The following is a 12,242-nucleotide window of genomic DNA, read 5'->3' as shown; positions in this document are numbered from 1 at the left end:
GGGAATGATGGCTACTAGAACTGACTTTATTATTTTGAATACTAAATTAGATAAATATTTCAAAATTTTGTGTGGATATACTGGCTTTAGCAACTATGGGGTTCTTAGCGAGTCTCAAAAACGTCGCTTTGGGTTCTATTTATTTATAATGGAAAATGTTTGCGATGTAGATTCTAATGAAGATGAACTCATTGAGTCTATAATTGACACAGACTTCAACAAAGTCTTTTTTAACGAGCATGTCAATGATTTTGGGATGGATGTTGTTTATATAAACGAAGAGAAAAGGCAGGTTAAGCTTTTTAATTTTAAATATAAAGAAAGGTTCAATGTTGATAAATCACAAAGCTTAAATGATAATTTTATTTCTACAAAATTTTTAAATCTATGTCTACAATATAATGAAACATTAGTTGAAAATAATCATAAAAAGCTTTGCAGTAAATTGAAAAAGCTAAATGATATTTTTTGCAACCCTAAAGATGAGTGGGAGGTGAAGTTTTATCAAGTTAGTAACGATGCGCAAGAAGTTAAAGAAACAACTTCAGAGTTGGAGAACTTATCTTCCATTTATGAAATTGAGATTGAGCCTTTGGCTTTACCTTCAATCTCACAATTCATGTCAATTCGCCCAAAAGACATCAATGCTAGTATTATTGTAAGTAAAGACGCACTAATGTGTTACAGCGAAGATAGTAAGGCTTCAGCAAAATCCTATATAGTGCGAGTAAGATGTGATGAAATAATTAGGATGACTTGTAATGATGGTTCTCTAAGAAATGAAACAAACCTGGATGACCTAAATCCACTGTCTGAGGTTGATCTAGAATTCAGTGTATTATTTGACAATGTTCGAGGTTTTGTTAAAAATTCAAAATATAACCCTAAGATTAGTTTAACTATTAAAAATCATCCGACAAAATTTTTCATGTATAATAATGGCATTACAATGGTTGCCAAGTCGGTATCTGCTCTTAATCTAGCCGGTAATAAAAGCATGAAGCTTGATATAAATGGCTTTCAGATTGTTAATGGCGGGCAGACACTTAGATCTATTCATAAGTTTAACCAAGATCATAAGGATAATATATCAAATTATCTTTGTAATGCTGAAGTGTTGCTTAGAGTTTTTATGCCTGATTCAGGTTCAAATGATATCCATAAAATTGCAGAGTTTACGAATAGTCAAAACTCTATCAAAACTTCAGACTTAAAATCTCTTTCAACAGAGCAAATTGATATTGAAAGATACCTTGATGAACATGAGATAGCATATTTACGGAAATCAGGGGATACTGGTTCCGATGATAAAAAAGAATATAAATACATGATCAAAATGGAGACGTTTGGTCAGATATTAAAATCTATCAGTGGTTATCCAGAAAAGTCAACTAATAGCATAAAAGACATTTTCGATAAAGATTATGAAGATCTATTTATTAATAATTTTGATTTAAAAAAATCACCGAAGCTAATTGGTGATTATTTCGAAATTATAAAGGATTACAAGTCATCAAATTATAAAGGTAGCCAGATAAAATATTTTTACTGCTTATACTTATTTGAGAAGGGAGTATCGCTAGATCATACTTCCTTGATAAATAAACTTGAAAACTGTATAAATTCATTCCAGGCAGAAAATACATCCATTGTTAGAAAAATGGGTTTGTCTAAATTCAAAGAGCATGTTAACGCAAACTTTGGATTGTAATTTTAACCCCATGCTTTGCATGGGGTTTGTTTTAAATGCTACTCATAAGGTTGTTAATGCTTTTATGGTTTCTTAATGCTGCAATACCATCATCTACGTGCGCTGCCCAAGCATAGGAAATTTGTTTTTGTTCAAGATTTGGGTAGAGCATTTTTAATACTAGCTCCGTTATTTGTAGAGTTTCACCTAACCATGTAATTTTATCTAACACAAGTGTGCCATCAAGTTTTAAATTATTTGTCTCGGCGGAAAATCGGAACCCATTTTCAACTGACCGAAAAAATGCTAGACGGGCAGAAATATTTGGGGTTAATCCAGTGAAACCCTTTAGTCTTTTAAGCTGCTCTTCAGTTTGACGGCTAAGTTGCATTCTATTAGGCAACATCAAATTGCCTCCTTAGTTAATTCCCAGAAATACCCAGCTTTAAGAGCAGATGACTTTGTATGTGCATTAAACACAATCTCATAAGCATGAGAGATATCATCACGCAATTGATCAACAAAATAACGCTCATCCACTTCCGTATCAGTAGATAGCAGCACTACCTGATGGCTGGCAAACGGGAAATAATGGTTGATCAGCTTGTCTCTATGCTGAGAATCTAAACGCCCTAAAGGCGTGTCAATAATTACAGGCAAATCACGACCAGAAGTTTTAGCCAAAGCTTCAAGAATAGCTATCGCATAGATTTGTTTTTCACCAGCAGAGAGCAGCTTACGATTAATAATCTTATTATTTTCATCTACTAGTTCAACATCAAATGTCTCAGGGTTAATATGAGCACTAAGCTGCAAATCCTCTTTACGGGCTAGTTTACGGTAAGCAATTTCAAAGTTAGCGGAAAGTGTTTTAACCCTTGCCTGAGTTAATAGCTCACTATATCGGTCAAGCAGATTAATTGTTTCTTGCGCGTTATTAAAGGCGCTATTAAAGCTATGCTGGTTGCGAGCCGCATCGTGCGCTTTTTGAACCTGACGAGCACAGTCTAACTGCTGTTGTTTAGTCTGTTTAGCTTCTTCCAGTAGTGAGCGATACTTTTGGCGTTTGGCTTCACGCTGTCGATCCAACTCCCGGAGTTTTTCAAAAATATCCATTAGCTGATCATCTTCTGGCGCACGGGCAATGTTTGCTGCGGCTTGCTCTAACTGTTCTTCTACTTCAGCGAGTTGGTTGCGGTAAAGATCAAAACGCTGCCAAGCTTTTTTACTATCCTGTTCGATAGATTGGTGAATCATACCTGCTTCACGCTCGGAGATATCAAACAATAGCTCACCTTTCGGTTTCCCTGCCAAGTATTCTTTAAGATTATCTTCAATCGCTTCAGCCGCAATTTTTCCAGTGCTTCCAGAACGGAATGAAATATCACTTTTTAGCTGCGTAAGGAATTCGTTTAATTCCTTCTCAAAGCTATTAGCCTGTTTTATTTGCATCTCAGCACTAATCTGCTCAAGTAACCGGCTGAGCGTGTTAGGTGCAAGCGCATAAGGCAAAGAACTGTCGCATTCGTGACGAAGCGCTTTTTCCAGATGATCTTTCTCTTTTAAAAGAGTATCAACCTTCTGTTTTTCTTGGGCTTTCGTCTGAGCAAAAGCGCCGCCTTGCGCATTCAGGAGTGCCTCATGCTGTACAATTTCTTTAGAGATTAGATCGATACGTAATTTTGCAAAATCTGCTTTTTCAAGAATCTGCTCCGTTTTGAAGGCAAATTCTTTAATTTGCAGCTCAAGCCCGGCTAATTTCTGCTGTTGAGATTCTGCCAGTTGACCAGATTGCTGACGCTTCACAAAGATCATTAAATCATTGCGAAGTTTCTCGATAAGATCTAATCCGAGTAAGCGGCGCACGGCGGTCCGCAAAATATTCCCTGATTCATCCTCAGCTAGCTCAGCAATTTTTTCACCATCGAAAAAGAACAGATCGGCAATCCCATGGGGGATCAATTCATTCAAAAATCCCTGGCATTGATCATATCCCAGTCCTTGAATCAACTTGCCATCCTGCTGCAGTGCAAGTTTATCCCGCTTTCCTTTTTTCCAGGTGCGAGTAACGGTGAATTCAGCTTCCTGACCGCCTTTATTGTACGTAAAGATGAGCTCGATTGACGCCTCATCGGGTTGTTCACCTGATGATGAGCCGTTATGTATCAGTGAGCTGAGTTCTTCAATATACTCCTGTTGCTGGGTCGTCGAACCAAACGCCAGTCTTCCGTACAATGCCAGACGGATTGCGGACAGAATTGATGTCTTACCCGCGCCGTTTAATCCGCCAAATAAGACAATCGGTCGGGGATTATCGTCGTGTTGCCGCTTTTTAGGCGCTAGATCAATCACATGAGTTCTGTTGAAAACTCGAAAATTTCGCAGCACCAGCTGTTTAATTAACACGTTCTTTATCCTCACTGGTATGCAAAGTTGGTTCGCTTACATCGGCGATTCTGCGCTGTAAAATCTGTAGTTCGTTTTCAATTTTGTTCACTTCTTCCTGATGAACATCTCTTTCATTGCGTTTCTGCAATGCTTCCTGCTGTTGTTTGATCTCTTCCAGGCTGCCCCAGTCCTGCTTGAGGATCGTCCCCAGTTTTTCGAAGATCCCTTGGCGGCGACTAAGTCCCTCCATCGAAACTTCAAGCTCAATCAGCTTCATGACCATTTCAGGAACAACATCAAACCCCTGAGCAATCTGCTCAAGAAGTTCTGCATCGCTGGCGTCAAAGCGTGACTGATCGTCTATGACCCAATCCAGATCTCTTCCGTAAACTTCGCGATAGATACCAGGCAGAGAGTCATACCAATCTGGTTCGTTAGGATCCTTCAACCATTCCTGACGGATAGCATGCAGCTCAGGTTCAGTAATTAAAGTAATCGTGTGCCCTTGGGCATTCATATCACGCTCTATGGTCAGTAAGTCCTTTAACCATTGTTGACGGTATTTAAGCCAATATGGGCCGGGCACATGCTTACGTTCAGCAGTAAGCTCTTCGCCGTCTTTTGCATACTGGTAGCTCACTTTGCCAGTTCGGCGCTTGTAATTACGGTAAGTATCTTTATTTGCGGGGTCAGTCGTGAATGCCAACAGATCGCGATACTTAAGCAGTGGCGACATCCACTCTTCACCGTTCTGGATCAGGCTCTCCATTGCTTTGTCTTTAGTCACAACGGTGCATGTCCAGCAACCAAAGCGGGAGTTACCGCACGAAGGCGTACTGTCATCGATCACGAGCGGGCATTCACCCTGTGCGGAAGAGTCCATATAGAGTGTCCACAAGGGGCGGTTATTCCCACCCCAAGGGCTTTCCCACTCATCAATATCGTCCGGGGCATAGCGGAACGCGCCGCGCAGCAGTTTCCAGACGTCTTCGACATCCCAGGTATCAATAGGGGTATAGATAAACGCATTTGCCAGCGTGGTATGTCGCGCCAGGCGAGTACCATCAATTTTGTGCTTAGCAATAACCTGAGCACGTGATGCGCTTTCGCTACTGCGTGAACCAAGTACAACGATGACTTCATCAAACTGGCTGACTTTATCTTTGATAAAATCACTCACCGGATTGATTTTCATGCGTTCAGTGCACCAGCGGAAACTACGGGTGGGGGCCGGATAGCCTTTACCCAGCAGATTGACCCAGAAGGTTTCGTGGGTCTTTGGCATGACGGCATGTTGAGTGATGGGGAGCCCAGCGCGTTTTGCACCGGCTTCAATTCGTTGCATGGTCTTTTTGATCAAATCGACTACGACTGGTGTTTCTACCAGTGTGTCGGACGAAACAAGAAACACGTCTTTCTGCCGCATAGCCGGCGGTAGTCCTAATAGAGCGAGGTATACTAAAGTAATGACAGCGCTGGAGTCTTTACCCCCGCTGTAACCAATCACCCATGGGCGCTTATCAGCACAATAAATACGTTGTACTTCAGATACATATTCTGCCAGAGGCCGCCCGGCAAAATTTTCCTGGTTGATGAAATCTTCGTAATCGGCCAGATCGTGGGCCTGAATCAGTTTACTCATGAGATAACCATTTGAGCTTCTAGCTCGTGTTCTTCATTTGAAAGGGGAAGCGATAAAGCGATTTTAAGAGCATTGCAGGTAAGCTGAATCGAAGCTGTCGTCTTACTGAGTTTACCATGTTGCATCGCACGTTTGGTTAGCTCTGGGCTACTTTTACGCCAGTCAAAGTCTCTAAGAGAACAAATTATTTTCTGCCATGAATCAGGGTGTTCTGTGAGTAAGCAATGACCCAGTAAACCTAGTGCCTGGAGTCCTATACCGTGTGCATGAACATACTCCTGACGAAGTTGAGCAGGAGAGACCTCTTTCTTTGCCGCTAATTGCCAGTCTGGCATGACCTGAAATATCGCTTGCCAATAGAGGACCGCAAGGTCAGAGCACTGCTCAACATCATTGGCTTTAGGATCTTTTCCCAGCAGAGAACGCGTCGCTTGCTTGATGCTGCTTAAAGTAAACAGTTTGTTTGAAAACTTACTAATGCTGGATTTTTCCATTTCAGTCAGTCCGATAAAAGGCTCGATATTCATAGCCAGATACCGTGAAAGATTTGAACTGACATCTCTGTGGTCATAGAGCGTCGCAAGCGAAGGGCTTGGTCTGATTGCATATTTGTTTAAATCAGCAAACATCTGCTGACTACGTTTAAGTCCTTCATCAACAAAGAACAAGACAGGAATATTGTCTTGCCCCAGCTCTGGTCTTGCATCCAGAGCGTCTTCTATCGCTTTCCTGCGATGCTGCCCGTCATTGATTAAAATTTGTGCTTCCATGGGCACGCGCAAAGTCCCTAAGTTATTGGAGCCCGAATACTCATCAAACTGTACATCAACTGCAATGGAGGCAGTGAGAGCTGAAAAAACATAATCATCTGGATTTTCAAGTAAGTAACGGACCATTTCAGGTATGCGGGTTTTATTGAGTGTTCTTTGTGCTCGTAACTCAGGCGGTACTTCATTTTCGTCAAAACTAAAAATTTTGGGGATTATGCGCATTGGGCAGGTAGCTATATAGAAAGGCCTACCTGCCTGGATTCCTCTGACGGCTGGGAAAGAGTAGCAATAGTCAGTGTCAAAATTCGCCATACAGCAGTTCCCTGGAAGTAATGTTCATTTTACGTAAAAATAAACGTTTTATATGCTCATGTCATCTTTTTTCACGTAGAGTTTTCGCTTTTTTGGCGGTTATTCCTAAATCGCTTTCGAGATTTAACATCTTTTAATTCAGTAGGTTATATGGACATTTAAATCGCAAGCTGAATTTTTTAGGTGCGTTTTACTCGCTCTTTTAACCACCTCACTTAACTCTAACTCTGTTTTCTCTTGTCCTGACGAGTCTTACCAGCTCAACCTAAGCCCCGCCCAAATAAAAAAAGACATCGCTCCATCAATGCCTTTCTCAATCTCAATTCACAGCCCATCGACCACCAGCCCCTTTACCGATACGGCCCCTTTTTCCCCATCGAACTAAACAGCGCCATCTTCGCCGCGACCACTTTACTCGCCGCCTGCATCGGTCTGACAAAAACAGCATTAAGCTCATGCTCCCTGGCATCTGTTTCTGCATCAATACCAAGAAGAATGCTTTCTCCATGCCACTGGGAATATTTATTTTCTGATGCCATACCGCGATATCTCTATCCTTGTGGCCCAAACTGCCATGCAGCATCTGTGGAGTATGAATTAATACAAAGCAGCCTTAAGAAACAGCCCCTCAGCCTCGACCGGCTAAAAAATAATCGATAAAATTCCCGGGCAAACGGCATAGGGAGATGTAAGTATGAGCACCAGACGAGAGATTAAGGATGGGGCACTATTTGACGTACTCGACAGAGGCCTGGTGTACACCGAGGTTCTGGGCTGGATTGATATGGGCCATGCCCGTGGCAATGATGTCGCTGCGCTGAGGCGTCAGTTCGCGGAAGGCGAGCGTAGCGGCCAGCCATCATATTCAGTCATGTACCGGCAGGATATGGGCATACTACGATTCAAATCGCGGTTTGGGGTCGGCAAATTCTCTCACTGGGAAATAAAGCGAGGCCGGAGTAGCGATGAGATTAACAGAATCATGCTGGCGATGATGATGAACACCGCGTTCAGATTCGAAGGCCTGCAGAGCCTGAGGTCATTCTCATGGTATACCGATAGTGGTTTTAGTGGCGAAGATTTGGTGTCTGACCTGTTCGGGTTTTATCGGGCTATCATACCGGGCCGGTATGGCTATCAGCTCAGGCCAGTCAGCTATGATTCAGCGATTCGTCGCTGGGATTACTACGGTGCCATCGGTTCCCATAAAAACCGTGGATTCCGTCCAATCCTTTTTCCTGATCCGGATGATCCATGTGTGCGGCACCAGCCGTATCGCGCCACTCTTCCACATTTTATGACATGGCTCAGGCCATGGAACGATTTCGCATCCGGAACGGTTAAGGTCGTTACCAATGATGGGACATCACTCTCATTTATGGGTAAGAAGCAATGAATAACCTGGTTAAGTGGTCTGCCGCTATGGCTGCCACCGTGTTGATCTGTGGTGGTTTATTTATCGGGTTTGTCGCATCGGGCTCGAATGAAGTGACCGTTTACACGCAACGCGATTTTTTTAAATACCACACACTGACAGATACGGATATTGAAAACGCCCCGCGTATTACGGAGAGCTACTATTTTGAAGCCCATCCGGGGGACGGTTATGCCCCTTCAAATAGCATCGTATTTAAGGGGGCGACAGAGACAGCATCGCTGCGCGCTTATCTCGAAAAGCTGGGATACGCGAAGCAAAAACACAGTCTGGGTGAGAAAGAAATATGGGCAAAGCCTGGCCAGCTGGATGGGGATCTGTTCTATCTCTATTTCAATCCCATAACCCGGGAAATCGAACTGACCAAGGTTCTGAATAACTAAGGCTCGTGGCTGACAATCATCGATGTCAGCATGATATCCCGTCCCGACGAGAGAGCTTCAGACCAGCACGCCTCACATCAGTATCGGCAAGACTGTGCGCAGCGCAGCAGGTAACGTTCACAAGCCTGCTGCACACAGGCCTCCTCCGGTTTGATAACAGCCAGTTACGTAACAGAGATGCCTCTGCCTACACTCTGCCGCTTGCCGCCCCAGCTCCGGGGCAGCAAACCCGACCTTTACCTTTCCCGCAGCGCTTCCTTCGCGCGATTCAGCGGTTTCAGCAGATACTCCATGATGGTTTTACTCCCGGTATGAATCTCTCCCATCGCGATCATCCCCGGATAAACCGGAAACTTCTTGCCCTTTTTATTCACCAGATAATCCTTATCGGTGCGGATATAGACGCGATAGTAGTACTGGTCGCGATGCACCTCGTCCTGGATGGTATCGGGTGAAATAGAGGCCACTTTGCCCTCCAGGCCGCCATAGATGTTGTAGTCATAGGCAGTCAGCTTCACCACCGCACGCTGGCCGGGCGTGATAAAAGCGACGTCGCGCGGGGCGATCTGCGCTTCAATCAACAACTGCTCATCCAGCGGCACGATCTCCATCAGATTACCGCGCTGCGGGATCACGCCACCAACCGTGTTGACTTCGATATCTTTAACGATCCCCCTTACCGGGGTGACGATTACCGTACGCTTCAGCGAATCCGCGCGTCCGATAATGATGGAACGCTGAGACGCCACTTCGGCATTGGCTTTCGCCAGCTCTTCACGCGCCTGAACGATGTACTGATTCTGAGCGTCGTTGAGCTTGTTCTGCAGGTCGTTGGCCTGACGTTTCAGCCGTAAGACCTCTACGTTACTGGCCGCGCCTTTTGCTACCAGCGATGCGGTCAGCTTTAGCTCACGGTTGATCAGGTCCAGCGCTTCGGTCAGACCGCTGATGGTTTTGCTGTAGTTCTCACGGCGCGAATGATAGAGCGCCGTTTCTGCTGCCACCAGCGCGCTGTCGGCCAGGACCTCTGGCGGAAACGTCAGCGGCGTTCCTGCGGTCTCCGCCTGCAGGCGGGCCGAGGTCGCCAGCGCGGCGCGCAACCGTGAGTTGCTCTCCTGTACGCTGGAATCTATCTGGGTTGGATCCAGCAGAGCCAGCACCTGACCGGCTTCCACAACGTCACCTTCGTGGACCTTCAACTCTTTCAGGATCCCGCCCTCCAGCGACTGGATGATCTGCTCGTGTGAGCTGGGGATGACTTTACCGACGCCGACGGTGACCTCATCCAGTTCGAAATTTGAGGCCCAGACGGCGAACAGGATCAGCATCAGCAGCACCGACATAATAATCAGGCCGCCGGATGAATCGCGATCAGGAGAACGCCGGTGCGTTAGTCTGCGGAATATGGAGGAAATCATGCCTGTGCTCCCGGCGTTTTAACGTTGACTTTGCCCTGATGAGGCGCGGCGCTGGCTTCGGGCCTGTTGACCAGCATCTCTGCTTTGGTGCCATCCCGCACAATCCTGCCTTTGTCGATCAGCATGATGCGATCAACCAGCTGTAAAACGGCCGGACGGTGGGTGGCGATGATCAGTGTCCGGTTACCCATCCACGTCATCAGCCGCTCAATCAGATGTTTTTCTGCGGCATCGTCCAGCCATGCGGTGGGTTCATCCAGCAGCAGCACGCTGGGCTGGCGGAGCAGGGTGCGCGCCAGTAACAGCTGCTGACGCTGTCCACCGGACAATCCTTTGCCTCCCTCCTGCATCAGGTAATCCATGCCCTCTGGCAGCCGCTGAATAAAGTCGAGCGCGCCGCTGATCTCCAGCGCCTGAAGCATCTCTTCTTCTGTGGCCAGCGGCATGCCCATGCGCAGGTTCTCGCGGATCGTGCCGTAGAACAGGCAGGAGGTCTGGGTGAGCAGGGCGACGTCACGCCGGACATCCAGCGGATCGATCGATGAGAGGCGCACGCCATCCAGCAACAGGGCACCTTCACCCGGCTGCAGCAGACCGGCCATCATCTGCAGCAGCGTCGATTTACCGGAGCCGTTGCGGCCCAGCAGCGCCACTTTCTCACCCGCTTTAATCGTCATATTTTTCACCGCCAGCACCGGTTCAGGGGCGTTCGGATCGTAGCGGTAGAGCACATCGGAGAAGGCATAGTCGCCATAGAGGCGTGGCCGATGAATGCGGATGCTGCGTTCTGGCTGATCGACCTCGCTGTTGAGCAGGTTTTCCAGTCCTTCACGCGCCACTTTGGCCTGCTGCCAGCGGCCAAAAATCATCGCCAGTTGTCCCAGCGGAGCCATCATGCGTGACGCCAGCATCGAGCAGCCGATTAACACACCGGTGGAGAGGTCGCCGCTCATGGCAAAGAAGGCGCCCACCAGCACTACGCTGACATAGGCGAGGGTCTGAACTTCGCTGGTCCAGCTCATCAGCAGACCGCTGATAAAACGCTGCTTCTTCGACGAGTGACTGATCACCTCGTTCAGGTGATTCCACTGGTTCTGAAAACAGGGCTCTGCACGCAGCAGTTTGATGTCATCCATGCCCTGAACGGTCTCGACCAGCATAGCGCTGCGGACAGCGGACTCGCGCATGGTCGCTTTAGAGAGCGTCGCCAGTGAACCCTGCGCCAGCAGCCCCGGAATCACGATCAGCGGAATCGCCGCCAGCGGAACCAGCACCAGCCAGCCCCCCAGCAGCCAGAGAATAAACAGAAAAATGATCAGAAAAGGCAGGTCAGCGATCGCCGAGATGGTGGTGGAGGTAATCAGCTCGCGTAGCTGTTCCAGCTCGCGGATCTGCGCAATAAAGGATCCGGTCGATTTGGGACGCTGATCGTTGCGGATGCGTAACGCATGACCGAAGACCCGATCGGAGATGCGCAGATCCGCGCTTTTTCCGGCCACATCCGAGATATGCGTGCGGATAATCCGCATGGCAAACACGCAGGTCAGCGCAATCATGACGCCGCCGAACAGTACCCAGAGAGAGGGCACGGACTGGGAAGGGATCACCCGGTCATAGACCTGCATGGTAAACAGCATCGCGGAGAGGCCGAGCACGTTGGAGATCAGCGATGCAAACATCACGTTAACGTAAGCTGGCCATTCCCGAAGGATGGTCTGCCATAACCAGTCCGGACGATGCGGGCGAATGTAGTCATCCACCCGCGCATCCGGCACCGAGGACTCCGGCTTCGCCAGCAGTACGCGCCGGGCATGCTGCGAAAGCTCTTCCAGACTCAGCGTGGTCTGGAGCTGTTTTTCACCGCTCAGCATGACACTGACTTTGCCCTCTTCGCCAACCGTGGTGATGACGCCGACGCCGCGGGATCCGAAGTCGACGATCAGCGGCATACGCCAGGGATCGAGCTGAGCCGGATCGAACGCATCAAATATCACCAGCAGCCCGAGCTGACGCGCCATATTCTCAATCAGCGAATCCTGAGAGAGGTGCTGCAGGTGCCACTCCGCTTCTCCTCTGACCCGCTCAGGTGACCCATCCAGCCGGTAATGTTTCGCCACCAGCAGCAGCGCTTCAAGCCAGGGGATATAGGCTTTTTTGTCCTCAGGCTGAGCTGAAGCATTTTCCCCGTCAGATTGTTTATTCAT

The 12,242-nt window shown here is 47.2% G+C and carries 10 protein-coding genes; 3 read left to right on the top strand and 7 right to left on the bottom strand.

Annotation, left to right across the window (positions count from 1 at the left end):
• Positions 1-4 precede the first annotated feature (4 nt).
• Positions 5-1,711 carry an AIPR family protein gene (locus tag J1C59_RS16060; protein ID WP_242281341.1) on the top strand — a complete coding sequence of 569 codons (1,707 nt, stop codon included), beginning with the start codon at positions 5-7 and terminating at the stop codon, positions 1,709-1,711.
• Positions 1,712-1,742: 31 nt separating this feature from the next.
• Here J1C59_RS16060 and dndE read toward each other — a convergent pair whose 3' ends face one another.
• The 5 genes from dndE to J1C59_RS16035 all read right to left on the bottom strand — a co-directional run bounded on the left by dndE (position 1,743) and on the right by J1C59_RS16035 (position 7,341).
• Positions 1,743-2,096: a DNA sulfur modification protein DndE gene (gene dndE / locus J1C59_RS16055; RefSeq protein WP_128084096.1), complete on the bottom strand. Its 354-nt coding sequence runs from the start codon at positions 2,094-2,096 to the stop codon at positions 1,743-1,745.
• Positions 2,096-4,096: a DNA sulfur modification protein DndD gene (gene dndD / locus J1C59_RS16050; protein WP_128084097.1), complete on the bottom strand. Its 2,001-nt coding sequence runs from the start codon at positions 4,094-4,096 to the stop codon at positions 2,096-2,098. Before dndD ends, dndE begins: the two co-directional genes overlap by 1 nt.
• Positions 4,086-5,720 (bottom strand): DNA phosphorothioation system sulfurtransferase DndC, encoded by a 1,635-nt coding sequence (gene dndC, locus J1C59_RS16045; protein WP_128084098.1) that lies wholly within the window; start codon positions 5,718-5,720, stop codon positions 4,086-4,088. The genes dndD and dndC overlap by 11 nt, the downstream gene beginning before the upstream one ends.
• Entirely contained in the window at positions 5,717-6,802 is a 1,086-nt protein-coding gene (gene dndB, locus J1C59_RS16040; protein ID WP_128084099.1) for a DNA sulfur modification protein DndB, read from the bottom strand. Before dndB ends, dndC begins: the two co-directional genes overlap by 4 nt.
• 350 nt (positions 6,803-7,152) lie before the next feature.
• Positions 7,153-7,341, bottom strand: a complete 189-nt coding sequence (locus J1C59_RS16035; RefSeq protein ID WP_128084100.1) for a hypothetical protein — start codon at positions 7,339-7,341, stop codon at positions 7,153-7,155.
• Between the two features lie 155 nt (positions 7,342-7,496).
• Between J1C59_RS16035 and J1C59_RS16030 the strand changes: the two genes are divergently transcribed.
• Together J1C59_RS16030 and J1C59_RS16025 are read left to right on the top strand one after the other, a co-directional pair.
• Positions 7,497-8,198, top strand: a complete 702-nt coding sequence (locus tag J1C59_RS16030; protein ID WP_128084101.1) for a hypothetical protein — start codon at positions 7,497-7,499, stop codon at positions 8,196-8,198.
• Positions 8,195-8,620 carry a hypothetical protein gene (locus J1C59_RS16025; protein WP_128084102.1) on the top strand — a complete coding sequence of 142 codons (426 nt, stop codon included), beginning with the start codon at positions 8,195-8,197 and terminating at the stop codon, positions 8,618-8,620. The genes J1C59_RS16030 and J1C59_RS16025 overlap by 4 nt, the downstream gene beginning before the upstream one ends.
• Positions 8,621-8,856: 236 nt before the next feature.
• Here the strand turns inward: J1C59_RS16025 and J1C59_RS16020 are convergent, their stop codons facing one another.
• Complete coding sequence (locus J1C59_RS16020) at positions 8,857-10,038, bottom strand: HlyD family type I secretion periplasmic adaptor subunit (protein ID WP_242281340.1); 1,182 nt, start codon at positions 10,036-10,038, stop codon at positions 8,857-8,859.
• A complete protein-coding gene (locus tag J1C59_RS16015) occupies positions 10,035-12,242 on the bottom strand; it encodes a type I secretion system permease/ATPase (protein WP_242281339.1) in 2,208 nt (735 codons plus the stop codon). The genes J1C59_RS16020 and J1C59_RS16015 overlap by 4 nt, the downstream gene beginning before the upstream one ends.

The organism is Pantoea deleyi, assembly GCF_022647325.1.
GTDB classification, from domain to species: domain Bacteria; phylum Pseudomonadota; class Gammaproteobacteria; order Enterobacterales; family Enterobacteriaceae; genus Pantoea; species Pantoea deleyi.
The sequence above is the reverse complement of the archived record's forward strand: the minus strand, read 5'-3'. Positions and strand labels throughout refer to the sequence as shown.

Bases quoted from the DNA above. Each gene is read 5' to 3' on its own strand.
- dndC (WP_128084098.1), bottom strand. From the start codon at position 5,720: ATGAGTAAACTGATTCAGGCCCACGATCTGGCCGATTACGAAGATTTC.
- J1C59_RS16030 (WP_128084101.1), top strand. From the start codon at position 7,497: ATGAGCACCAGACGAGAGATTAAGGATGGGGCACTATTTGACGTACTC.
- J1C59_RS16035 (WP_128084100.1), bottom strand. From the start codon at position 7,341: ATGGCATCAGAAAATAAATATTCCCAGTGGCATGGAGAAAGCATTCTT.
- J1C59_RS16060 (WP_242281341.1), top strand. From the start codon at position 5: ATGATGGCTACTAGAACTGACTTTATTATTTTGAATACTAAATTAGAT.
- J1C59_RS16025 (WP_128084102.1), top strand. From the start codon at position 8,195: ATGAATAACCTGGTTAAGTGGTCTGCCGCTATGGCTGCCACCGTGTTG.
- dndE (WP_128084096.1), bottom strand. From the start codon at position 2,096: ATGTTGCCTAATAGAATGCAACTTAGCCGTCAAACTGAAGAGCAGCTT.
- J1C59_RS16015 (WP_242281339.1), bottom strand. From the start codon at position 12,242: ATGAATAAACAATCTGACGGGGAAAATGCTTCAGCTCAGCCTGAGGAC.
- J1C59_RS16020 (WP_242281340.1), bottom strand. From the start codon at position 10,038: ATGATTTCCTCCATATTCCGCAGACTAACGCACCGGCGTTCTCCTGAT.
- dndB (WP_128084099.1), bottom strand. From the start codon at position 6,802: ATGGCGAATTTTGACACTGACTATTGCTACTCTTTCCCAGCCGTCAGA.